The organism is Geodermatophilus sp. SYSU D01036, assembly GCF_054050435.1.
Genome location: NZ_JBJGZJ010000001.1, coordinates 314,697 through 336,917, shown reverse-complemented (window position 1 = coordinate 336,917; position 22,221 = coordinate 314,697). Strand labels below are relative to the sequence as shown.

Annotated in this window: 20 protein-coding genes and 1 tRNA gene; 12 read left to right on the top strand and 9 right to left on the bottom strand. The window is 75.8% G+C overall.

Annotated elements, in window-relative coordinates; translation table 11 throughout:
* Position 1 precedes the first annotated feature (1 nt).
* Together ACI8AR_RS01795 and ACI8AR_RS01790 are read right to left on the bottom strand one after the other, a co-directional pair.
* Positions 2-2,920 (bottom strand): acetoacetate--CoA ligase, encoded by a 2,919-nt coding sequence (locus ACI8AR_RS01795; RefSeq protein WP_457049444.1) that lies wholly within the window; start codon positions 2,918-2,920, stop codon positions 2-4.
* Positions 2,917-3,582: a 4'-phosphopantetheinyl transferase family protein gene (locus ACI8AR_RS01790; RefSeq protein WP_457049443.1), complete on the bottom strand. Its 666-nt coding sequence runs from the start codon at positions 3,580-3,582 to the stop codon at positions 2,917-2,919. The genes ACI8AR_RS01795 and ACI8AR_RS01790 overlap by 4 nt, the downstream gene beginning before the upstream one ends.
* A gap of 116 nt (positions 3,583-3,698) precedes the next feature.
* On the opposite strand from ACI8AR_RS01790, the gene ACI8AR_RS01785 reads away from it, so the two are divergent.
* Positions 3,699-4,694 (top strand): peptidylprolyl isomerase, encoded by a 996-nt coding sequence (locus ACI8AR_RS01785; protein WP_457049442.1) that lies wholly within the window; start codon positions 3,699-3,701, stop codon positions 4,692-4,694.
* A gap of 4 nt (positions 4,695-4,698) precedes the next feature.
* Positions 4,699-5,610: a MazG family protein gene (locus ACI8AR_RS01780; protein ID WP_457049441.1), complete on the top strand. Its 912-nt coding sequence runs from the start codon at positions 4,699-4,701 to the stop codon at positions 5,608-5,610.
* Here ACI8AR_RS01780 and ACI8AR_RS01775 read toward each other — a convergent pair.
* Entirely contained in the window at positions 5,607-6,287 is a 681-nt protein-coding gene (locus tag ACI8AR_RS01775; protein WP_457049440.1) for a hypothetical protein, read from the bottom strand. The genes ACI8AR_RS01780 and ACI8AR_RS01775 overlap by 4 nt on opposite strands.
* A 157-nt stretch (positions 6,288-6,444) precedes the next feature.
* Between ACI8AR_RS01775 and eno the strand changes: the two genes are divergently transcribed.
* Genes eno through ACI8AR_RS01755 form a run of 4 tightly spaced genes read left to right on the top strand, consistent with a single transcriptional unit; the run spans position 6,445 to position 9,791 of the window.
* Complete coding sequence (gene eno, locus ACI8AR_RS01770; RefSeq protein WP_457049439.1) at positions 6,445-7,725, top strand: phosphopyruvate hydratase; 1,281 nt, start codon at positions 6,445-6,447, stop codon at positions 7,723-7,725.
* Positions 7,726-7,729: 4 nt separating this feature from the next.
* Positions 7,730-8,269 (top strand): FtsB family cell division protein, encoded by a 540-nt coding sequence (locus tag ACI8AR_RS01765; protein WP_456936878.1) that lies wholly within the window; start codon positions 7,730-7,732, stop codon positions 8,267-8,269.
* A gap of 44 nt (positions 8,270-8,313) precedes the next feature.
* Positions 8,314-8,844, top strand: a complete 531-nt coding sequence (locus tag ACI8AR_RS01760) for a DUF501 domain-containing protein (protein WP_456928214.1) — start codon at positions 8,314-8,316, stop codon at positions 8,842-8,844.
* Complete coding sequence (locus tag ACI8AR_RS01755) at positions 8,841-9,791, top strand: Ppx/GppA phosphatase family protein (RefSeq protein ID WP_457049438.1); 951 nt, start codon at positions 8,841-8,843, stop codon at positions 9,789-9,791. The genes ACI8AR_RS01760 and ACI8AR_RS01755 overlap by 4 nt, the downstream gene beginning before the upstream one ends.
* Positions 9,792-9,798: 7 nt before the next feature.
* On the opposite strand, the gene ACI8AR_RS01750 is transcribed toward ACI8AR_RS01755, so the two are convergent.
* A complete protein-coding gene (locus ACI8AR_RS01750) occupies positions 9,799-10,092 on the bottom strand; it encodes a DUF4235 domain-containing protein (RefSeq protein WP_457049437.1) in 294 nt (97 codons plus the stop codon).
* Positions 10,093-10,155: 63 nt separating this feature from the next.
* On the opposite strand from ACI8AR_RS01750, the gene ACI8AR_RS01745 reads away from it, so the two are divergent.
* The 5 genes from ACI8AR_RS01745 (at position 10,156) to ACI8AR_RS01725 (ending at position 15,351) form a co-directional block, all read left to right on the top strand.
* Entirely contained in the window at positions 10,156-10,920 is a 765-nt protein-coding gene (locus ACI8AR_RS01745; protein WP_457049436.1) for a uracil-DNA glycosylase, read from the top strand.
* Between the two features lie 65 nt (positions 10,921-10,985).
* Positions 10,986-11,059, top strand: a tRNA-Leu gene (locus ACI8AR_RS01740).
* Positions 11,060-11,201: 142 nt separating this feature from the next.
* Positions 11,202-12,806: a M28 family metallopeptidase gene (locus ACI8AR_RS01735; protein WP_457049435.1), complete on the top strand. Its 1,605-nt coding sequence runs from the start codon at positions 11,202-11,204 to the stop codon at positions 12,804-12,806.
* A 186-nt stretch (positions 12,807-12,992) separates the two neighbouring features.
* Complete coding sequence (locus ACI8AR_RS01730; RefSeq protein WP_456936884.1) at positions 12,993-13,919, top strand: Bax inhibitor-1/YccA family protein; 927 nt, start codon at positions 12,993-12,995, stop codon at positions 13,917-13,919.
* 172 nt (positions 13,920-14,091) lie between these two features.
* Positions 14,092-15,351 (top strand): epoxide hydrolase family protein, encoded by a 1,260-nt coding sequence (locus ACI8AR_RS01725; RefSeq protein WP_457049434.1) that lies wholly within the window; start codon positions 14,092-14,094, stop codon positions 15,349-15,351.
* A 71-nt stretch (positions 15,352-15,422) separates the two neighbouring features.
* Here ACI8AR_RS01725 and ACI8AR_RS01720 read toward each other — a convergent pair whose 3' ends face one another.
* Both ACI8AR_RS01720 and ACI8AR_RS01715 read right to left on the bottom strand, forming a co-directional pair.
* Positions 15,423-16,643 (bottom strand): acetyl-CoA C-acetyltransferase, encoded by a 1,221-nt coding sequence (locus ACI8AR_RS01720; RefSeq protein ID WP_457049433.1) that lies wholly within the window; start codon positions 16,641-16,643, stop codon positions 15,423-15,425.
* A gap of 135 nt (positions 16,644-16,778) precedes the next feature.
* The gene (locus ACI8AR_RS01715; protein ID WP_456936887.1) at positions 16,779-17,792 is read right to left on the bottom strand and encodes an SGNH/GDSL hydrolase family protein; all 1,014 of its coding nucleotides are present in this window, start codon (positions 17,790-17,792) and stop codon (positions 16,779-16,781) included.
* Positions 17,793-17,860: 68 nt separating this feature from the next.
* Between ACI8AR_RS01715 and ACI8AR_RS01710 the strand changes: the two genes are divergently transcribed.
* The gene (locus tag ACI8AR_RS01710; protein WP_457049432.1) at positions 17,861-19,255 is read left to right on the top strand and encodes a DUF2252 domain-containing protein; all 1,395 of its coding nucleotides are present in this window, start codon (positions 17,861-17,863) and stop codon (positions 19,253-19,255) included.
* Here the strand turns inward: ACI8AR_RS01710 and ACI8AR_RS01705 are convergent.
* The 3 genes from ACI8AR_RS01705 to ACI8AR_RS01695 are packed head-to-tail and all read right to left on the bottom strand — an operon-like array spanning position 19,218 to position 22,219.
* Complete coding sequence (locus ACI8AR_RS01705) at positions 19,218-19,676, bottom strand: GNAT family N-acetyltransferase (protein ID WP_457049431.1); 459 nt, start codon at positions 19,674-19,676, stop codon at positions 19,218-19,220. The two genes, ACI8AR_RS01710 and ACI8AR_RS01705, sit on opposite strands and share 38 nt — an antisense overlap.
* Positions 19,673-20,188, bottom strand: coding sequence for a hypothetical protein (locus ACI8AR_RS01700; protein ID WP_457049430.1), 516 nt, complete (start codon positions 20,186-20,188; stop codon positions 19,673-19,675). The genes ACI8AR_RS01705 and ACI8AR_RS01700 overlap by 4 nt, the downstream gene beginning before the upstream one ends.
* A 42-nt stretch (positions 20,189-20,230) precedes the next feature.
* Positions 20,231-22,219, bottom strand: a complete 1,989-nt coding sequence (locus ACI8AR_RS01695) for a VWA domain-containing protein (protein WP_457049429.1) — start codon at positions 22,217-22,219, stop codon at positions 20,231-20,233.
* Between the last annotated feature and the right edge of the window lie 2 nt (positions 22,220-22,221).

Below are 22,221 nucleotides of genomic sequence, written 5' to 3'. Positions count from 1 at the left end.
CTCAGTCGAGGACGGCGGAGACCTCGGCGGCCAGGGTGCCGACGTGCCGGTCGCTGAGCATGCCGATGCGCTCGTCGTCGAGGTCCCCGTGGTAGCCCGGGACGTCGATGACGTGCAGGCCGCGGACGACCCGCCGCCAGGCGCCCAGGGTCCGTGATGCCGCGGCCCGGGACCCCTCGGCGAGGAAGTAGTGCACCGGGCCGTCGAACCGGCCGGGTCGGTGGGCCTCGGACACCTCCTGCGACCCGAGGAAGAAGCGCAGCTCGGCATCGGGCGCCGGGGCCGGGGCGGGTGCGGACGGCCGCCTCCGGCCGGTCAGCCGCCGTGGGAGGCCGCGCAGCGGGCGGCCGGAGCGCACCGTGGCCCAGCGGCCGGCCCAGCGGACCCGGGTGGTCTCCCACCGGCTGAGCGCTGCTCGCGGCGGGCGGACGTCGAGCAGGCCGAGGCAGCCGACGTCCGCCCCGGCGGCGCGCAACCGGGTCGCGACCTCGTGGGCGACCAGTCCGCCGAAGGAGTAGCCGAGCAGGGTGTACGGCCCCTCCGGCTGGACACCGCGGACCTGCACGAGGGCGTCGGCAGCGACCTCCTCGATGGTGCGGTGCCGTCCGTCGTCGTGCAGCAGCGGCAGCCGCAGGCCCAGCACCGGCCGCGGGGTCGTGAGCCGATCCACCAGGCCCCCGTACAGGTTCAGCTGGCCCCAGGCGTCCGGCACGAGGAACACCGGCCGTCCCTCGCCCGCCCGCAGGGTGGTCACGGCGGCCGGTGCGGCGGAGGTCTCCGCCTCCGCGGCCCGGGTGAGGCCGGCCGGCGTCGGGTCCTCGGCGAACCGCTGCACCGGGACGTCGGCGCCGAGCTCGAGCCGGACGCGTCGGAGCAGGCTGAGCACCTGTCGGGAGGTGCCGCCGAGGTCGGACCAGTCGTCGTGGGGGTCGGCGGAGCGCAGGCCGAGCACCTCGCACCAGATGCGGGAGACCTGGCCGAGCAGATCGTCGTCCTCCTCCACCGCAGCGGGGGCGGCAGAGGCCGCGGCGACCGCTGCACGGATCCCGTCCAGGCAGTCCGGGTTGCGGAGCGCGACGGCGTTGGCGACCGGGTCGCCGTTGACGGCGTCGCGGGCCGCGCGCTCGGAACGCTTGCCGTTGTGGGTCAGCGGCAGGTCGCCGACCGCGACGACCAGCGAGGGCACGTGCGCGGCGGACGCCTCCCGGCGCAGCGTGCGGCGGATCGTGCGGTCCAGGCCGCCATCGAGCCGGGCTCCCGGCCGCAGCACGACGAGCAGCACCATGCGCGAGCCCCCGGGCCGGCTCGCGTCGCGCTGCTCGACGGCCATCGCGTCGGCGATCTCGGGCAGCTGCCGGAGCACGGTGTAGATCTCGCTGGGCCCGATGCGCAGCCCGTCGACGTTGAGGACGCCGTCCGAGCGGCCGTGCAGCCGGGAGGAGCCGTCGGCGTCGAACTCGATCAGGTCGCCGTGGGTCCACACGCCGGGGTGGTCGGCGAAGTAGGCGTCGTGGAAGCGGCGACCGTCGGGGTCACGGAGGAACCCGACCGGCCGGCTCGGGAACGGGCGCCGGCAGACCAGCTCGCCGACCTCCCCGACGACCTCGCGGCCGTCCTGGTCGACCGCCGCGACGTCCAGGCCGAGGCTGCGCGTCTGGCTCCGGCCCCGCCGGACCGGGAGGTCGGGGGCGCCGAGCACGAAGCAACCGATGACGTCCGTGCCGCCGGATACCGACTGCAGCGGCACCGGCCCGAGGGCCTCGGCCACCCAGTCGAACTGCCAGTCGTGCAGGACCGCGCCGGTCGAGAGCACCGCCCGCAGCCGCGACAGGTCGCCGGCCTCCGCGGGGCGGTAGCCGGCGTCCTGACCGAGCTGCAGGTAGGCCGGGCTGGTGCCGAGGACGGTGACACCGTGCTCGGCCGCCAGCTCCCACAGCGTCTCCGGGCCCGCGACCGGGCCGTCGTAGACGACGACGTGCGTGCCGGTGGCCAGGGCCGACAACTGCCAGTTCCACATCATCCAGGCGGTGGTGGTGTGGAAGTAGAGCGTGTCGCCGGGGCCGAGGTCGACGTGCAGCCGGTGTTCCTTGACGTGCTCCAGCAGCGTGCCACCGGCACCGTGCACCATCGCCTTGGGCGGGCCGGTGGTGCCCGAGGAGAACATCACGAACAGCGGGCTGTCGAAGGCGTGCCGCGGCCAGTCGGTCGTGGGAACGGCGTCCGCGGCGGAGCCGGCGAGCCGGTCCACCGGCAGGCCGAGGTCCGGGCGCGTGTCGTCGTCGAGCAGCAGGACGCGGCGCAGGGTGGGCAGCCCGGCGACGACCTCGGCCACGACGTCGTCGGGGACCACCCGGCGGTCGAGGACGAGCACGGACGGGTCGACCTGGCCGAAGCGGCCGAGCAGGGACGCCGCACCCATGTCGGGAGCGGCCGTGGAGACCGCGGCCCCGATCGCAGCCGCGGCGAGGGCGACGACGGCGGTCTCGCCGGTGTTGGCGGCGATCAGCACCACCCGGTCCCCCGCGGCGACACCGAACCGCTGCAGCGCGGTCACCGTCCGCGCGACGGCGTCGCGCAGCTCACCACGGGTCCAGCGGTCGGTCGGCCGGTCGGCGTGCACGGCGGTGAGCGCGGGCGCGTCGTCGCCCGCGCCCTCGAGCGGGCGCAGCAGCGCCTCGGCGTAGTTCAGTCGCAGGCCGGGGAAGAAGCGCGCGGTCTCGACGTCGGTGCCGGTGAGGACGACGTCGGCGGAACCCGACCACGGCACCCCCGACCAGTCGAGCAGGGTGCGCCAGAACTCCTCGGGCCGCTCGACCGAGAAGGCGTGCAGGGCGCCGGGCGCATCCAGGGCGGCGCCGGCCACCTCCTCGCAGCGGGCACGGAAGGACGCGAGCTGGGGGAGGGCGGGGGCGAGCGTCACAGGGGGATCTCCTCGTCGAGGGCGACCGCGAGGCTGGCCACCCACCCGTCGGGCACGGGCACGTCGTGCAGGGTCCAGCCGGCCGCCGTCGCGCCGGTCGGCCCGACGGCGGTGACCACGGTGGCCGGGTCGTCCCGCAGGCCGGTCCCGCGGGCCTTGAGGACGGCTTCCTTGCGGGTCCAGGCGCGGGTGGCCGCGACCGGGCGTTCGCCGTGGGGGAGGAGGGCGATCGCGCGCAGCTCGGTGGGGTGCAGCCAGCCCTCGTCGGCGACGGCCGGCGTCCAGGGGGCCACCGGCTCCAGGTCGACGCCGATCCGGCGGCCGCGGCCGATCGCGACCACGCCCAGCTCGCCGCCGGCCGAGCAGCCGGCGTCCAGGCGGGTGTCCGCCGGCAGCTCCGGGCGACCCGTGGTGCCCGTGGCGAGCGGCACGTGCCGGGGGTCGGTGCCCAGCTCGGCGGCGAGGGCGGTCCGCAGGGCGGCGCGCAGCAGGACCCGGCGCCGGTGGACGGCGGGCGTGCCCCGCCGGGCGCGGGCGAGCTCAGCCGGCGTGAGCACCGCCTCGGCGCGGGCCAGCTCGTCGTCGCCGGCCACGAGGGGCACGACGGTGACGGTCACGCCGCTGGTCACCCGGCGCGTGGGCGCGGGGACGGACGGCGGCATGCGCGCGATGGTGGCAGCGGCCGCGGCCCGGGCCATCCCTCCTCGTGGGGACACCACCCTCCCGGGTGGCCCGCCGCCTGCGTCGGGCACCACCCCGGGTGTGGCACGCTCCGCTGGTGCAGACCCGCCGGCTGAGCACCTCGATCGCCGTCGGCCTGGCCGCTGTGGCCGCCCTGGCCGGCTGCCGGACCTCGCCCAACGTCGCCGCCTACATCGCGGACGAGCAGGTGACCGTCGCCGAGCTGCGGTCCGCCGTCGACGAGCGGCTGGCCGACCCCGCGATCGCCGAGGCCGTCGGGGGCGGCGGCACGGACTACACCCGGCAGGTGCTCACCCTGCTCGTGCGCCAGGAGCTGTACGCCGAGGCGGCCCGGCGCAGCGACGTGGAGGTCACCGACGCCGAGGTCGGCGAGTTCATCGAGACGGCGCTGGCCGGCCGCGACGAGGAGGAGCTGTACGCGCAGGCCGCCTCGCAGGGCTACTCGCGCGAGGACATCCGGGAGAGCGCCCGCCAGCAGCTGCTGCGCCGGGAGCTCGGCGTCGCCGCCGGGGAGGACCCCGGGACCGACGAGGCCGCGCTGCGCGCCCGGTACGAGGAGGTCCGCGCCGGCCTGGAGCAGGTGGAGCTCGGCTACTTCGTCGTCCCCGACCAGGCCACCGCCGACGCCGTGGTCGCCGAGCTGGCCGCCGCGCCGGCCTCGTACCCGGCGGTCGCGGCCCGGTACCCGGGCGAGATCACCCTGCCCGCGCTGCAGCCGACCGGCACCGCCGACGTCCCCGCGCCGCTGGCCGAGGGCGTGGCCGCCGCCGCGCCGAACACCGGCTTCAGCGTCACGGTCGGCGACGTGCCCGGCGTGGTGGTCGCCTTCGTCGGGCAGCGGACGACGCCGTCGTTCGAGGAGGTCCGCCCGCAGCTGGAGGACGAGGCCGCCCAGGGCGCCGAGGAGGCCGGGGCGGCGGTGGTGGACGAGGTCCGCGACGACGTCGGCGTCACCGTCAACCCGCGCTACGGCGAGTTCGGCGACCAGGACGTGGTGCAGGAGGCCGAGGGCGGCGTCGTCGACCTGCTCGACGACGCCGGCGCCGCCGCCCCCGCCACCGGCGAGGGCTGATCCGGTGCCCCCTGCCGTCGTCGTCACCGTCAGCCCGCGGCTGCCCGGCCTGCTCGGCCCGGCCGGCTGGGCCGCGCTGGCCGGGCGCCGGATCGCCGCGCTGCCCGGCGCCGCCGCCACCGCGGACGCGCTGCGCGCCGCCGGGTGGCAGGTCGCCGACGCCGCCGACGCGGCCGGCCTCGACGGCGACGTCGCCTGCCTCGCGGCCCCGGGGGAGGAGGTGGCCGGTCGCCCGGTCGTCGACGGCGCCCCTGAGCCGCCCGGCGCCCGCCTGCTCGACGTCGTCGCGGTGATGGACCGGCTGCGCTCGCCCGGCGGCTGCCCCTGGGACGCCGAGCAGACGCACTCCTCGCTGCGCGGCTACCTGCTCGAGGAGGCGCACGAGGCCTACGACGCCATCGTCGACGACGACCCGGTCGCGATGCGCGAGGAGCTCGGCGACGTCCTGCTGCAGGTCGTCTTCCACGCCCGCGTCGCCGCCGAGGCCGGCCCGGACCGGCGGTTCGACGTCGACGACGTGGCCCGCGACCTGGTCGAGAAGCTGGTCCGCCGGCACCCGCACGTGTTCGGCGACGCCGGGCCGCGCGACGTGGCCGGCGTCGAGGCGGGCTGGGAGGAGATCAAGAAGGCGGAGAAGCAGCGGCGCTCGCCCACCGAGGGCGTCTCGCGCTCGCAGCCGGCCACCGCGTGGGGGACGGCGCTGGTGCGGCGGGCCGCCCGGGCCGGACTCCCGACGCCGGAGCCGGCCGAGCTGGGCTCGACGTCGCCGGAGGAGCTGGGGGAGCGGCTGCTGGCCGTCGTCGCCGCGGCCGCGCAGCGCGGCTGGGACGCCGAGGACGCGCTGCGCGAGGCGGTCCGCCGCTACGCGGGCGAGCTCGACGCGGCCGCCGAGGCGGCGTCGTCCGCAGCGCCCTAGCCGACGAGGAGCTGCCCGGCCGGCGCGGTGGTGACCCGCGGCGCGGTGAGCATGGCCTTCAGCGCGCCGAGCACGCCGAGCCCGGCGACGGCGGCGGCGCACCAGACGCCCGGCCCGAGCCGGTGGACGTCCCAGCCGGCGTCCACCAGCCGGGCGACGACCGCGGCGGCCACGGCCAGCGCGACCGCCAGCGCCAGCACGCCGGACACCCGGTGGCCGCGCGCGGGACGCAGCAGCAGGAGCCCGAGGACGACGAGCAGGGCACCGCCGGCCGCCACCGTCGCCGGCTGCCACAGCCCGGTGCGCCCGAGCTCGGCGACCCCCTCCCGGGCCGCGTCGACCGAACGCACCACCAGGTCCAGCCCGGTGGTCCGCCCGTCCGGTCCCCACGGCAGCCACAGGCTCGCCGCGTCGGCCACGCCGGCCAGCAGCAGGAGCACCCCGCCGACGACATCGGGGCGCCGCACGTAGAACAGCCCTCCGGAGCCGGCCGCCACCCCGGCCACCTCCGTGCCGCCCGGGGCGGGCTCCACGTCCTCGACGGCGTCGTCCGCGGCGGGATCCGCCGCGAACCCGAGGATGGACGGACCCGTCCCGTCGTCCGCGTCCACCGGAGGTGGCGGGGGCGCGGCTCCGGCGCCGTACCCGGGGGGTCGCTGCTGCTGGCGCTCGGTCATCGGGTCCTCCGACGGCGCAGACGTGGGGAGGACGCCCGCCAGGACGAGGTTATCGCCGGATCGGTTCCGCCGAGGCCGCACCGTGACCGCTCCGTTACGGGAGTCCCGGGACCACGCGTCCCGGGTGATCACCGCTCGCCTCGCTAGGCTGCTCCCCGTGCCGAGCATCGATGCCGTAGGCGCGCGGGAGATCCTGGACTCGCGCGGTAACCCCACCGTGGAGGTCGAGGTCGCCCTCGACGACGGGACGATCGCGCGGGCCGCGGTCCCGAGCGGCGCCTCCACCGGCGCCTTCGAGGCGGTGGAGCTGCGCGACGGCGGCGACCGCTACGGCGGCAAGGGGGTCACCCAGGCCGTCGACGGCGTCCTCGACGTCATCGGCCCCGAGCTGGTCGGCTACGAGGCCACCGAGCAGCGGCTGGTCGACCAGCGCCTGCTCGACCTCGACGGCACGCCGGACAAGTCGCGGCTGGGCGCCAACGCGATCCTCGGCGTCAGCCTCGCCGTCGCCCGCGCCGCCGCCGAGTCCACCGGCCTGCCGCTGTTCCGCTACGTGGGCGGCCCGTCGTCGCACCTGCTGCCGGTGCCGATGATGAACATCCTCAACGGCGGCGCCCACGCCGACAGCAACGTCGACGTGCAGGAGTTCATGATCGCCCCGATCGGCGCGGCGACCTTCGCCGAGGCCCTCGCCGTCGGCACGGAGACCTACCACGCGCTGAAGTCGGTGCTGAAGGGCCGCGGGCTGTCCACCGGCCTCGGCGACGAGGGCGGCTTCGCCCCCGACCTGCCGAACAACCGCGCCGCGCTCGACCTCATCGCCGAGGCGGTGGAGAAGGCCGGCTACGCGCTCGGCACCGACATCGGGCTCGCGCTCGACGTCGCCGCCACCGAGTTCCACAGCGACGGCGGCTACGAGTTCGAGGGCCAGACCCGCTCGGCGGAGTTCCTCACCGACTACTACCGCGAGCTGGTCGACGCCTACCCGATCGTCTCGATCGAGGACCCGCTGTCGGAGGAGGACTGGGACGGCTGGATCGCGCTGACCGCCGCGCTCGGCGAGCGCGTGCAGCTGGTCGGCGACGACCTGTTCGTCACCAACCCCACCCGCCTCGCCGACGGGATCGAGCGGAAGGCCGCGAACGCGCTGCTGGTGAAGGTCAACCAGATCGGCACGCTCACCGAGACCCTCGACGCCGTGAACCTGGCGCACCGCAACGGCTACCGCTGCATGATGAGCCACCGCTCGGGCGAGACCGAGGACACCACGATCGCCGACCTCGCCGTCGCCACGGACTGCGGGCAGATCAAGACCGGCGCCCCGGCGCGCAGCGAGCGGGTGGCCAAGTACAACCAGCTGCTGCGCATCGAGGAGGAGCTCGACGACGCCGCGCGGTACGCCGGCGCGGCGGCCTTCCCGCGCCTGCGGACCTCCTGACCCGGTGAGCGCCGGTTCGGGGCGGCGGCGCTCGACCGGCCGCCCGCTGTCGCACGCCGCGTCCCGGCCGGTCCCGGCCGGGACGCGGTCGGGCGCCGGCAGCCGTCCCGAGGCCCGCCGCCCCGGCCGGCGCACGCCGCCGCGGACGCCCGCGCGTCCCGCGGCGGCGCGTCGGCCACTGTTCACCGGCCGGACCGTCGTGTTCGTCGGGCTGCTCCTGCTGCTGTCGCTGACGCTGGCCGGGCCGGTGCGGCAGTGGCTGGACGGCCGCGCCGAGATCGCCCGGCTGACCGCGGAGAGCACCGCCTACGACGAGCGCATCGCCGACCTGGAGGCCGAGCTGGAGCGCCAGGCCGACCCGGCCTGGACCGCCCGCGAGGCCCGCGAGCGGCTGGCCTACGTCCTGCCCGGCGACCGGCTGGTCGTCGTGGTGGACGGCGAGGCGGCCGAGGGCGACGCCGGCACGCTGCCCGACGCCGTCGACGCCGCGCCGCGGCCCTGGTACGAGGAGCTGCTCGGCTCGGTGGCCGACGCCGACGGCTGAGGGGTGCCGTCGGGCCCGCCGACCGGCTGCCGCAGACTTCCCTGGTGACCACCCCGACCACCCCGGGACGCCGGGTGCACGAGCCGATCACGCCGGAGGAGCGCGAGGTCGTCGCCCGGCAGCTGGGCCGGCCGCCGCGCGCGGTGCGGGCGGTCGCGCACCGCTGCCCGTGCGGACAGCCCGACGTCGTCCAGACCTCGCCGCGGCTGGAGGACGGCACGCCGTTCCCCACGCTGTACTACCTGACCTGCCCGCGGGCGTCGGCGGCCGCCAGCCGGCTGGAGTCCACCGGGCGCATGCGCGAGTGGCAGGAGGACCTCGGCACCGACGCCGACCTCGCCGCGGCCTACCGGGCGGCGCACGAGGCCTACCTGGCCGAGCGCGACGCCCTCGGCGAGCTGCCCACCCGCAACACCGCCGGCGGCATGCCCGACCGGGTCAAGTGCCTGCACGCCCTGGCCGGCCACGCGCTGGCCGCGGGACCCGGCGTCAACCCGATCGGCGACCGCGCGGTCGCCGGGATGGGGGAGTGGTGGGCCGCCGGCCCCTGCGCGCAGCCGGAGGAGCGGCCGTGACCCGGGTGGCGGCGATCGACTGCGGCACCAACTCCATCCGCCTGCTGGTCGCCGACGTGCCGCCCGAGGGCGCGCACACCGACCTGCTGCGCCGCATGGAGGTCGTGCGGCTGGGCCAGGGCGTGGACGCCACCGGCCGGCTCGCGCCCGAGGCGATCGAGCGCACCCGCGTGGTGCTCGCCGAGTACGCCGCCCAGGCCCGCGACCTCGGCGCCACCGCGGTGCGGATGGTGGCCACCAGCGCCACCCGCGACGCCGCCAACCGCGAGGACTTCGAGGCGATGGTGCTGGCCACCCTCGGCCGGGCGCCGGACGTCGTCCCGGGCGACGAGGAGGCCCGGCTGTCCTTCCTCGGCGCCACCGCCTCCCTCGCCGCCGCGGCCGCCGCGCACGGCGGCCCGCCGCCGCGCCCGCCCTACCTGGTGGTCGACATCGGCGGCGGGTCGACGGAGTTCGTCCTCGGCGACGCCGCCGGGGTGCGCGCCGCCCGCTCCGTCGACGTCGGCTGCGTGCGGCTCACCGAGCGGCACCTGCACGGCGACCCGCCGACGGCGGACGAGATCGGCGCCAGCGAGGCCGACATCCGCGCGGCGCTGGCCGAGGTGGCCGCGGCGGTGCCGGTCGAGGAGGCGGTCACGCTGGTCGGCCTGGCCGGCTCGGTGACCACCGTGGCCGCGCTCGCGCTCCAGCTGCCCGCCTACGACGCCGAGGCCATCCACGGCTCGCGGATCCCGGTCTCGGCGGTCCGCTCGGTCACCGCCGGGCTGCTCACCGCCACCCGCGAGCGCCGGGCCGCGTACCCGGTCATGCACCCGGGACGGGTCGACGTCATCGGCGCCGGCGCGCTGGTGCTGCGGGTGGTCATGGACGCGTTCGCGCTCGACGAGGTCGTCGTCAGCGAGCACGACATCCTCGACGGCATCGCGCTCCGGCTCGCCCGCGGCTAGACCGGGGTCAGGGCCCCTCGTTGAGGCCGGGGGGCAGCTTGCCGGTCAGCTGCTGGTAGGCCGTGGCCGCGCCGCGGGCGGCCAGCAGCCGGCCGGCCGCGACCGCCAGCCCGGAGAACGCGGCCCAGGCCAGCGCGTCCGGCCAGGAGACGCCCGGCGCGGCCGGGTTCTTCGGCGGGGTCGTGCCGCGGGCCGCGTACCAGGCGGCGTCGGTGAGCTTGCGGACGGCGATCCCCGACACGGTGGCCGTCCCCGTGCCGAGGAGCTTCCAGGTCAGCGGCGCCTTCTGCTTGCGGGCCATGGGGTGATCATGCCTGCCGCCCCCGCGGCCCGCGCGTCCCCGGGCGGGTGGTCCACTGGGCGCGTGGCGGTCGACGCGCAGGGGTTCCCGGTCACGCGGACGCCGGCGGGGGTGGCCCGGTCCGCCCGCGCGGCCCGCGACCTCCCCGTCCTGGACGCCCGCGTCTCCGGCTGCCGCGCCTGCCCGCGGCTGGTGACCTGGCGCGAGGAGGTCGCCCGGGTCAAGCGCGCCTCCTTCCGCGACCAGGACTACTGGGGCCGGCCGGTGCCCGGCCTGGGCCCGGCGGACGCGCGGATCGCCGTCGTCGGGCTGGCGCCGGCCGCGCACGGCGGCAACCGCACCGGGCGGGTCTTCACCGGCGACCGCAGCGGCGACTGGATCTTCGCCGCGCTGTGGCGGGCGGGCCTGGCCAGCCAGCCGACGTCGACGCACGTCGGGGACGGCCTGGAGCTGACCGGCGTGCGGGTGGCCGCCGCGGTCCGCTGCGCGCCCCCGGACAACGCGCCGACGCCGGCCGAGCGCGACACCTGCTCGCCGTGGCTGGCCCGCGAGCTGGCGCTGCTGCCCGACCTGCGGGTGGTCGTCGTCCTCGGCGGGTTCGGCTGGACGGCGCTGTGGCCGGTGCTCGCGGAGGCGGGGTACGCCCTGCCCCGCCCGCGGCCGGCGTTCGGGCACGGCGTGGAGGTGACCCTGGAGGGGCCCCGCGGGCCGCTGACCCTGCTCGGCAGCTACCACGTCAGCCAGCAGAACACCTTCACCGGCCGGCTGACCGAGCCGATGCTGGACGCCGTCCTGTCCCGGGCCACGGAGCTCGCCGGGACCGGCTGAGCCGGAGCTCGGCCGCAGGGCCACCCTAGGCTGGGCGGCGCGGGGCAGCCGTCCGCCGCGCGTCCGCCCCCGTGGCCCAATCGGCAGAGGCAGGCCCCTTAAAAGGGTCGCAGTGTGGGTTCGAGTCCCACCGGGGGCACCGTCCGGACCTGCAGTTCTTCCGGCTCCTTACCGCAGGACCGAGAAGAAATCCAGGGCTTGACGTCCCCTGTGATGGTGATGACAGGGTGACGCCCCGTGAGCAACGGAGCTCATGCCCGACGTTCGAGGGGAAGTCGTCCATGACCCAGTCCCACCCGTCCCGCCGGTCACGGCTCGCCGTGATCGGCAGCGCCGGCGCCATCGCGCTGGCCGGGAGCGTGGTCGCTGCGCTGCCCGCCGGCGCCGCCGGCGGCTGCGAGACCCGCAACAACAACACGGTCGCCAAGCTGACCGAGTGCGTCACGCTCGAGGGCGTCACGGAGCACCTCGAGGCGTTCCAGGACATCGCCGACGCCAACGGCGGCAACCGCGCCTCGGGCACCCCGGGCTACGACGCCTCGGTCGCCTACGTGAAGGAGCGGCTGGAGGCTGCCGGGTACACCGCCGAGGTCCAGCCGTTCGCCTTCCCGTTCTTCCAGCTGCGGAGCAGTTCGTTCAGCCGTGTCACGCCCACGGCGACGACCTACACGGCGGGCACCGACTACGCGCCGATGACCTACACCGGCGCCGGGACGGTGGACAACGGCGCCGTCACCCCGGTCGACATCGCATCCGGGAACAGCGGCTGCGAGGCTGCCGACTTCGCCGGCCTCGTCGCCGGGTCGGTCGCTCTGGTCCAGCGGGGCACCTGCTCCTTCGCGCAGAAGGCGCAGAACGCCCAGGCCGCCGGCGCCTCCGCCGTCATCGTGTTCAACAACACGGGCGGGCCGCTCAACGGCACCCTGGGTGCTCCGGGGATCACCATTCCGGTCATCGGCGTGCCCACGGCCCTGGGGCAGGAGCTCGCCGCCGCGGGTACGACCGTCGACATCGCCGTCGACTCCACGAGCAAGACCAGCACCACCTACAACGTCATCGCCGAGCTGCCCGGCCGCACCTCCGACAACGTGGTCATGGCCGGTGCACACCTGGACTCCGTGCTCGCGGGCCCGGGCATCAACGACAACGGCTCCGGCAGCGCGGCGATCCTCGAGGTCGCCGAGAACATCGCCAAGGTCAAGCCGGCCAACACCATCCGGTTCGCCTGGTGGGGCGCCGAGGAGCTCGGCCTGCTCGGCTCCGAGCACTACGTGGGCACCCTGCCGGAGTCCGAGAAGGAACGGATCGGGCTCTACCTGAACTTCGACATGGTCGGCTCGCCGAACTTCGCCCGGTTCATCTACGACGGCGACCAGTCGGACTTCGAGGCGCCGGTGGAGGTCCCCGAGGGCTCGGCCCAGATCGAGTACGTCCTCGAGGACTACTTCGAGGCGCAGGGCCTGTGGTACGAGGGCAGCGAGTTCAGCGGCCGCAGCGACTACCAGGCGTTCATCGAGGCGCAGATCCCCTCCGGGGGCCTGTTCACCGGCGCCGAGGTCCTCAAGCAGGCGTACCAGGTGCCGCTGTACGGCGGGACCGCCGGGGTCGCCTACGACCGCAACTACCACCAGGCCGGGGACACGATCTTCAACGTCGACCCGAAGGCGCTGGAGACGAACTCCGACGCCATCGCCTACTCGGTGCTGACGCTGGGCTACGACACGTCCCGGGTGAACGGCGTGGCCGGCCAGCCGGTGCCGGGTGGCACGTTCGAGGAGGACCCGACCGACCGCCAGTTCCGGGTGACCCCGGAGCAGAAGGCCGGCGGCGGCGGCCTCTCGCCGGACCACGACCACGACCACGACCACGGTGGGGTCGAGGCCTGACCTCCACCTGCCCAGCACGACCCGGGGGCGCGGCACCGCACGGTGCCGCGCCCCCGGCGCGTCTTCCCACCCGGTCGGGGGTACTGGCAGGGTCAGGAACGCGCAGGCCACCTGCGGCGTTGTAGGAACCGAGTGGGGTGCGAGGTAGCAGCCCACCGACCGACCAGTCACCTCGAGGAGATGACGATGCCCAGCTCCAACCCGGTCTTCGGCCGGGGCTTCGCCAACGCCGCGTCCGGCGGTGGCCAGCCGTACGGCCAGGGCTACGGCGCTCCCGGCTCCGGCCAGCAGTACGGCCAGCAGGGCTACGCCGCTCCCGGTCAGCAGCAGTACGGCCAGCCCTACGGCCAGCAGTACGGCGCGCCCCAGGGCTACGGCGCCCCGCAGGGCTACGGCGCGCCGCAGGGCTACGGTGCCCCGGCCCCCGCCGGCCCGTACGGCCCGCCGGCCACCCGCTACATGACGATGGACGACGTCGTCCAGAAGACGGGCCTGTCGTTCCTCGTCACCGTCCTGGCCGCCGCGGCCGTCTGGGCGCTGCCCGGCCAGGCCGCGTGGGGCCTGGCGCTGCCCGCGGTGCTCGTGGCCTTCGTCCTGGGCCTGGTGATCAGCTTCAAGCAGATCGCCAACCCGGCGGCGACCCTGGCCTACGGCGCGCTCTACGGTGTCGCGCTCGGCGCCATCAGCGAGGCCTTCAACACGATCTACCCCGGGATCGTGATCCAGGCGGTGATCGGCACCTTCGGTGTCTTCGCCGGCATGCTGGTCGTCTACAAGACCGGCGCCATCCGGGTCACCCCCAAGCTGACCCGCTGGATCGTCGGCGCCCTGTTCGGTGTCCTGGCCCTGGTCCTGGTCAACCTGCTCGTGTCGTTCTTCGTCCCGGGCGGCCTGGGCCTGCGTGACGGCGGCCCGCTGGCCATCGTCTTCAGCCTCGTCGTGATCGGTGTGGCGGCCTTCACGCTGCTGCTCGACTTCGACATGGCCGACCAGGCGATCCGCCGCGGCGCCCCGGCCAAGTTCGCCTGGTACATCGCCTTCGGCCTGCTCGTCACGGTCGTCTGGCTGTACCTGGAGATCCTGCGGCTGCTGTCCTACTTCCAGGACAACTGACCCGCAGTCCGTCCCGGTGGCCCGGTCCCCCTCGGGGGACCGGGCCACCGGCGTCTCCGGGGCCGGGAGCGCCGGATCGTCCGCCACGGACGATGCGGGTCCGGGCCGGGCGGCGCTGGGGTCGGGGGAGGGCCCACGAGCGGGTCCCCCCAGCCCGCGCCAGGAGGCCCGGATGTCCGCTCCCACCGACCCGACGACCGTCTCCGTCCCCGGAGCGGTGCCCCAGCCGCGGACCGCCGCCGGGGCCGACCCCACCGCGATCCGCCCGTTCCGGATCGCCGTCCCCGAGGCGGAGCTGCTCGACCTGCGCCGGCGCGTCGCCGCCACCCGATGGCCCTCCGCAGAGCTGGTCGGGGACAGGTCGCAGGGCGTGCAGCTCGCGACGGTGCAGGCCCTCGTGCGCCACTGGCTCACCGACTACGACTGGCGCGCGTGCGAGGCGCGGATCAACGCGCTCCCGCAGTTCACGACCGAGATCGACGGAGTGGAGGTCCACTTCCTGCACGTCCGCTCGCCGCACGAGGACGCGCTGCCGCTGGTCATGACGCACGGCTGGCCGGGCTCGGTCGTCGAGCTGCTCGAGACCGTCGGCCCGCTCACCGACCCGACGGCGCACGGCGGCCGCGCCGAGGACGCCTTCCACCTCGTGCTGCCGTCCCTGCCCGGCTACGGCTTCTCCGGCGAACCGCGGGAGCTCGGCTGGGACGTCGCACGGGTCGGGCGCGCCTGGGCCGAGCTGATGCGCCGCCTCGGCTACACCCGCTACGTGGCCCAGGGCGGCGACGTGGGCGCCGGCGTCACCGACGCGATGGGCCGGCAGGCGCCCGAGGGGCTGCTCGGCATCCACCTCAACCTGCTCGTGACCGCGCTGGCCGGTCCCCAGCCGACCGACACCGATCAGGAGCGCGAGGCCGCCGCCGCGGTCCAGACGTTCAGGACCAGCGGCTTCGCCTACTTCCTCGAGCAGGCCACCCGGCCGCAGACGATCGGCTACGCCCTCCTCGACTCACCCGTCGCGCTGGCGGCCTGGATGCTCGACCACGACACGGACTCCTACTACAAGTTCGCCCGCGCCTTCGTCGACGGGCAGCCCACCGGCAACCTCACCCGCGACCACGTGCTGGACGACGTCACGCTGTACTGGCTGACCGGCACCGGCGCCTCGGCGGCCCGGTCCTACTGGGAGAGCTACGGACCGGACGCGCCCGCCGCCGCCGCGGCCGGCCAGGCGCCCCCGCCGGTCGCGGTCCCGACCGGCTTCACCACGTTCCCGGGCGAGATCTGGCGCGCGCCGCGCAGCTGGGTCGAGCGGTCCTACCCGACCCTCACCTACTTCAACGAGGTCGACCGCGGCGGGCACTTCGCCGCCTGGGAGGAGCCCGAGCTGTTCACGACCGAGGTCCGCGCGGCGTTCCGGCCGCTGCGCGGCTGAGCCCCCGCGAGACGACGGCGACCCGGCCCCCGTGAGGGGACCGGGCCGCCGTGGCGTGCCGGGAGCTCAGCTCAGGAGAGGCGCTCCAGCACCATCGCCATGCCCATGCCACCACCGACGCACATGGTCTCCAGGCCGAAGGTCTTGTCCTTGGTCTGCAGGCCGTTGATGAGCGTGCCGGTGATCCGGGCGCCGGTCATGCCGAAGGGGTGGCCGACGGCGATCGCGCCGCCGTGCACGTTCAGCTTGTCGATGTCGATGCCCAGGTCCCGGTAGCTCGGGATGACCTGCGCGGCGAACGCCTCGTTGATCTCGACCAGGTCGATGTCGTCGATGGTCATGCCCGCCCGCTGCAGGGCCAGCTTCGAGGCGTCGACCGGGCCGTAGCCCATGATCTCCGGCGACAGGCCGGTGACCGCGGTGGAGACGATGCGGGCCAGCGGGGTGAGACCGAGGTCGCGGGCCTTGGTGTCGCTCATGACGACCACGGCGGCGGCGCCGTCGTTGAGCGGGCAGGCGTTGCCGGCGGTGACCCGGCCGTCGGGGCGGAAGACCGGCTTGAGGCCGGAGATGCCCTCGAGGGTGGTGCCGGGCCGCGGGCCGTCGTCCTTGCTGACGACGGTGCCGTCGGGGGTGGTGACCGGGGTGATCTCCCGCTCCCAGAAGCCCTCGGCGATCGCCTTCTCGGCCAGGTTCTGGCTGCGCACGGCGAACTCGTCCATCTCCTGCCGGGAGACGTCCTTGAGCAGCGCCAGGTTCTCGGCGGTCTGCCCCATGGCGACGTAGATGTCGGGGATCTCGCCGTTCTCCCGCGGGTCGGTCCACGAGTCGGCGCCGCTCTCGGCGGTCTTGGCCACGCGCGCCTCGGCGTCGGCGAAGACCGGGTTGTGGGTGTCGGGCAGCGAGTCGCTGTTGCCCTTCACGAAGCGGGAGACCATCTCCACGCCGGCGGAGACGAAGACGTCGCCCTCGCCGGCCTTGATCGCGTGCATGGCCATGCGGGTGGTCTGCAGCGACGAGGAGCAGTAGCGGGTGATCGTGGTGCCCGGCAGGTGGTCCATGCCGAGGAGCACGCTGACGACGCGGCCCATGTTGTGGCCCTGCTCGCCACCGGGCAGACCGCAGCCGAGGATCAGGTCGTCGATGTCGGTCGGGTCCAGGGCGGGGACCTTGTCCAGCGCCGCGCGGACGATGGTGGCGGTCAGGTCGTCGGGACGCAGGTCCTTGAGCGACCCCTTGAACGCGCGCCCGATGGGGGAGCGCGCGGTCGCGACGATGACGGCTTCGGGCATGGGGTCCTCCACGGTGAGGGGCTCCCGGCCGGGGGGTGCCGGGTGTCGGGTCACCCCGGAAACTACCCCCGGGTACGCGACGGGTCGCGGGTGCGCCGGGAACAGAGCACCGTTGTGTTGCGGGTCACTCGGCGCTCAGCCGACCGACGCCTCCCTGGCCTCGCCGGCCTCCTCGGGCGTGGGCAGCTCGGTGGGCCGGCGGCGCAGCAGCCGGGCCCACGGGCCCAGCGGGCCGGTGCCCGAGCCGCGGACCTCGGTGGCCCGCACCTCGGTGCCCGGGCGTCCGGCGGCCCGCGCCGCGGCCTGGGCCACCGGGCGCACCGAGGTGCGGCGCAGCCGCCCGCGCTCGGCCCGGGCCGGCCAGACGCCGATGGCGTCGGCGAGGGCGGGGAGGATGACCGCGGCGGCCTGCGCGTAGCCGGCCGCGCTGGGGTGGAACTCGTCGACGCTGAACAGCGAGCGGTCCTGGGCGAAGCTCGGCCCGAGCACCGAGCCGAGCGACACCGTCCGCCCGCCGGCCTCGACGACGGCGATCGTCTGCGCCGCGGCCAGTTGCCGGCTCCAGCGCCGGGCCAGCAGGCGCAGCGGCTGCCCGATCGGCCGGATCGTCCCGAGGTCGGGGCAGGTGCCGACGACGACCTGCGCGCCCGCCTCGCGCAGCCGCCGCACCGCGTCGGCCAGGTGGCGCACCGACACCGCCGGCCGGGTGCGGGTGGTGACGTCGTTGGCGCCGATCATGATCAGCGCGACGTCGGGCCTCTGCTCGAGCGCGGCCTCGACCTGGGGGTCGAGCTCGCAGGACTCGGCGCCGGAGACGGCCAGCCGGACCAGCCGCACGGGGCGCTCGGCGAGCTCGGTCAGCGCGGCGGCGAGCAGCACGCCGGGGGTCTCGGTAGCGCGCGTGACGCCCAGGCCGACGGCGCTGGAGTCGCCGAGCACGGTGAACACGATCGGCTTGCCGCGGCGCCGGCCGTAGACGCCGTCGCCGGACGGCGGGTCCTGCTTCGACGTCCGCGCCTCGACCCGGCGGCGGGCCGCGAGGGCCTGGAGGCGCAGCAGGGCGAGCAGCCCGGCCCCGGCCAGGCCCAGCCCGCCGCCGCCGTAGGCGGCGCCGGCCGCCAGCCGTCGCGCCCTGCTCGCCCTCGTCACCGCCACCCCGTCCGTCGCGCCGCGCAACCGTCTGTCCTGCAGGCTAGTCGGCCTCTACGGTGCCCCCCGTGCCCGAATCCCCCCACCGGGTGGCCCCCGGGGGAGCCCCCGGTGACCGCTCGCAGCTGATCGTCGACGTCCTGGTCGAGGCCTTCTCCGAGCTGATGGCCGCCGACGCCGACGCCTTCCGGACCAAGTTCCGCAAGATGGCCGCCGACCCCTTCGCGTTCTACCGCGGCAGCGCCTGCCTCTTCTACGCCGACGTGGACCGCCTCGAGGACCCCTGGTGCGACGAGCGGACCAGCCGGGTGTGGATCCAGGGCGACCTGCACGCGGAGAACTTCGGCACCTACATGGACGGCGCCGGGCGGATCGTCTTCGACGTCAACGACTTCGACGAGGCCTACGTCGGCTCGGTCACCTGGGACCTGCGACGGTTCGTGGCCAGCTTCGCGCTGCTGGCGTGGCGCAAGGCGCTCGGCGACGACGTCATCGGCGACCTGGTCGGCACCTACCTCGGCGCCTACCTGGACCAGGTGGAGGCCTTCCGCCGCTCCGACGACGACCGCTCGTTCGCGCTGACCGTCGCGAACACCGAGGGCGCGGTCCGCGAGGCGATCCTCGAGACGACGACCCGCACGCGGGCCTCGCTGCTGGACCGGATGACCGTCGTCGAGGACTACCGGCGGCGGTTCGCCGACGGCGGCCGCACCCGCCGGCTCGACGACGCCGAGCGCGACCGGGTGCTCGACGACGCCGAGCGCGACCGGGTGCTCGCCGCACTGGACCGCTGGCGGGAGACCGTCGTCCCGCCGGTGCGCCGCCGCGACGTCGCCTACGACGTCAAGGACGTCATCGGCACCGGCGGGTTCGGCATCGGCAGCGCCGGCCTGCCCGCCTACAACGTGCTGCTCGAGGGCTACGACCAGGCGCTGGAGAACGACGTCGTCCTGTCGCTCAAGCAGGGCAACGTGGCCGCGCCCAGCCGGATCGTCCGTGACGAGCGGATCCGCTCCTACTTCGAGCACCACGGGCACCGCACCGCGGTCAGCCAGCGGGCGCTGCAGGCCAACGCCTCGCAGTTCCTCGGGCACACCGAGATCGACGGCGTCGGGTTCGTCGTCCAGGAGCTGTCGCCCTACGAGGTGGACCTGGACTGGGAGGACCTCACCGAGCCCGAGGAGATCGCCCCGGTCGTGGCCCAGCTGGGCCGGGCGACGGCGAAGATGCACTGCGTCGGCGACGTCGACAGCGACCACACGCTCGTCGACTTCCAGACCGAGGAGGCGGTGTCGGCGATGGTCGGCGGCCGGCGCGAGGAGTTCGTCGCCGACCTGGTCGACTTCGCGCACTCCTACGCGCGGCAGACGCAGGAGGACCACCGGCTGTTCGTCGACGCCTTCCGCGCCGGGCGCATCCCCGGGATCAGCTCGAGCGGCGCCCAGCCGCTCCGAGCGCGGTGAGCATGCCGACGTGCGGGCCGATGCCCGCGACGTCGAACGGCGGGGTCACCACGCGGAAGCCCATCCGCTCGTAGAAGCCGGCCGCGGGGACGCGGGCGTTGCACCACAGCAGGTCCGCGTCCCGCGCGGCGAGCAGCTCCCGGCCGGCCGCGACCAGCGCGCGGCCGGCCCCGGCGCCCCGCACGGCGGGGTCGGTGGCCATGCCGCGCAGCTGCCACGGCGCCCGGGCCGGCTGCCACGGGCAGGGCGCGGGGGACAGCCGGACGACGCCGACCACCCGCCCGTCGGCGGTCCGGGCGGCGAGGTGCACGGTCGCGGGGTCGTCGTCGCCGGGCATCGCGGCCGGACCGCCCCCGCGCAGGACGGCGCTGCGCAGCGGCAGGACGACGTCGAGGCCGACCTCCTCGACCGTGACGGTCACGTCGTGGGCGCGGCCCCGGAGCCGCAGTTCTCCTCGTAGTAGGCACCGATGCGCGACAGCGCCGGCCCGGCCGCCGACCCCTGGACCTCGGTGACGGCGGCGTCCACCTGCGCGTCGGCGTCGGGGCCGGCCGGGTCGATCGCGCCGACCCGGCCGCGCAGCTGCGCCAGCCCGTCGCGGACCGCCTGCCAGTCGGCGGCGACCTCCCCGGGGGCGGTCACCCCGTCGAAGGCGGTGACGGCCTGGTCGAGCAGGGGCGGCAGGGCGGCGACGCCCTGGGTCTCTGCGGCCTCGAGCGCCGCGCCCAGCCGGGCGACCACCGGTGTCGCGTCGGCGCAGAACGCCGCCGCCCCGGGGCCGGCGGACGACGGCGCGGCGGACGACGACGGGGTCGCGGCCGCGCTCGAGGCGGACGACGGCGACGCCGACGCGCCGCCGTCGTCCCCACCTCCGCAGCTCACCAGCAGGGCGCCGGCCGCGGTGAGCAGGCCGGCCCGGAGGAGTCGGGGCACGGCCCCACGCTAACCGGGTACGGCCTGACTCCCCGGCCCGGCTCAGCGCGCCCGGCGGCCCCGGCGGGTGCGCAGGTAGTCCGCGACGACGTACTCGCCGAGCCGCTCGCTGTCGGGCGTGAAGACCCGGCCGCCGGCGCGCGCGGTGATGTCGTGGACGAAGTGCACCAGCCCCGGCTCGGGGTCGAGCGCGAACACGTTGAGCGTCGCGCCGGACCGGGCCACCCGCTCCACCTCGGCGACGGTCCGGGCGATCGTCTCGGGCATCGGCGGCCAGCAGAAGTACGGCGTGCCGTCCTCCTCCAGGTGCGCCGTCGGCTCGCCGTCGGTGACCACCAGGACCACCGGCTCGGCGTCGCGGTGCCGGGCCAGGAACCGGCGGGCGAGGATCAGCCCGTGCTGCAGGTTGGTGCCCTGCAGCGTGTCCACCGACAGCTCGGCCAGCGTCTCGGGCTTGAGCACCTGCGCGGTCGACGAGAACCCGATGATCTGGATCGCGTCCTGCGGGAAGCGGGTGGTCACCAGCGAGTGCAGCGCCATCGCCGTCGACTTGGCCGCGCCCCACGTGCCGCGCAGCGCCATCGAGTAGGACAGGTCGACCAGCAGCGCGACCGCGGCGCCGGTGCGCCGCTCGGTCTCCACGACCTCGAAGTCCTCGACGGCGATGCGGACCCGGCGCTCGCCGTGCCCGTGCGGGTCGCCGGCGGTGCGCAGCACCGCGTTGCGGACCGTGCGGACGACGTCGAGCGGCTGCTCGTCGCCGAACTGCCACTCCCGCGAGCTGCCGGTGAGCTCCCCGGCCGCGCCGGCGTCGGCGACGTCGTGCTCGCCGCGGCCGGTGGCGTCGAGCTTGGCGAACACCCGCCGCAGCGCGGTGGCGCCCAGCCGGCGCACCGCCTTCGGCGAGAGCTCCAGCTTGCCGTCGGAGCGGTTGAGGTAGCCCTGCCGCTCCAGCTCGCGCTCCATCTGCCGCAGCGCCGCGAGGTCGTCGACGGCCTCCCGGCCCAGCGCCTGCTCGAGCAGCTCCTCGTCGACGTCGGCCAGCGAGGCGCCGGCGTAGCCCTGGGAGAGCTGGTTGGACAGCGCCTCGAGGTCGGCCAGCTCCGCGACGGCGCTGGTGGCGTCACCGAGACCCAGGCCCTGCTCGCCGTCGGGCACCTGGCCGCGCTGGCCCCACGGCAGGTCGGGGCGGGCCTGGCGCAGCGCGTCCTGCAGGTGGGCCATCTCGCTGGCCAGCCCCAGGTCGGACATGGTCTGCGCCATGAGGTCGGCCAGCTCGGCCCGCTGCTCGGGCGAGAGGCCGGCCATCATGCGCTCCTGCGCGGCGGCCCGGCGGGCGAGGGAGTCGATCAGCTCGTCCACCGACTGTGGGTCGTCCGGGAAGAACTGGCCGTGCTTGTCCATGAACTCGCGGAAGCGCTCCTCGGTGTCCTCACCGCGGTTGTGCGCGTCCACCAGCTGCGACAGGTCGGCGACCATGTCCTTGACCGCCTGCACGTCCTGCTCGGTGGCGTTCTGCAGCGCCTGCTTCATGTTGGCGAAGGAGCTGTCGAGCACCTCCCGCCGCAGCAGGTCCTGGATCTGGTCGTAGGTCTGCCGGGCCTCGGGCGAGGCCCAGTCGTACTCCTTGAGCGCCCGGACGGCGCCCGCGGTGTCCTGCGGCAGCGCGTCGAGCTCGGCCTCCTTGAGCCGGGCCAGGTCGTCGGGGTCGGGGAACAGCTCCCGGCGCTCGGCCGCGAGCGCCCGGTCGAGCAGCTCGCGGACCTCCTGCAGCGTGCCGTCCATCCGGCCCGCGGTGCGGGCCTGCCGCAGCCGCTCCCGCACGGAGCGGCGCAGCTCGTCGAGGCCGCGGCGGCCGTCCATGCCGCGGCGGAGCAGCTCCCGCAGCGCCTCGCGGACGCCGCTGCCGCCGAGCACCGAGTCGCCGATCTCGTCGACGGCGCTGCCCAGGTCGTAGGGCGGGGCCAGCGGGTCGGGCCCGCCCCGCCAGCGGCCGTACCGGTACCCCTTGCCGGGGCGTGGGCGCGCCACCG

Excerpts from the sequence above, each read along its gene's own strand:
- ACI8AR_RS01730 (WP_456936884.1), top strand. The coding sequence starts at position 12,993 with ATGCCCAGCTCCAACCCGGTCTTCGGCCGGGGCTTCGCCAACGCCGCG.
- ACI8AR_RS01725 (WP_457049434.1), top strand. The coding sequence starts at position 14,092 with ATGTCCGCTCCCACCGACCCGACGACCGTCTCCGTCCCCGGAGCGGTG.
- ACI8AR_RS01735 (WP_457049435.1), top strand. The coding sequence starts at position 11,202 with ATGACCCAGTCCCACCCGTCCCGCCGGTCACGGCTCGCCGTGATCGGC.
- ACI8AR_RS01775 (WP_457049440.1), bottom strand. The coding sequence starts at position 6,287 with ATGACCGAGCGCCAGCAGCAGCGACCCCCCGGGTACGGCGCCGGAGCC.
- ACI8AR_RS01720 (WP_457049433.1), bottom strand. The coding sequence starts at position 16,643 with ATGCCCGAAGCCGTCATCGTCGCGACCGCGCGCTCCCCCATCGGGCGC.
- ACI8AR_RS01750 (WP_457049437.1), bottom strand. The coding sequence starts at position 10,092 with ATGGCCCGCAAGCAGAAGGCGCCGCTGACCTGGAAGCTCCTCGGCACG.
- ACI8AR_RS01790 (WP_457049443.1), bottom strand. The coding sequence starts at position 3,582 with ATGCCGCCGTCCGTCCCCGCGCCCACGCGCCGGGTGACCAGCGGCGTG.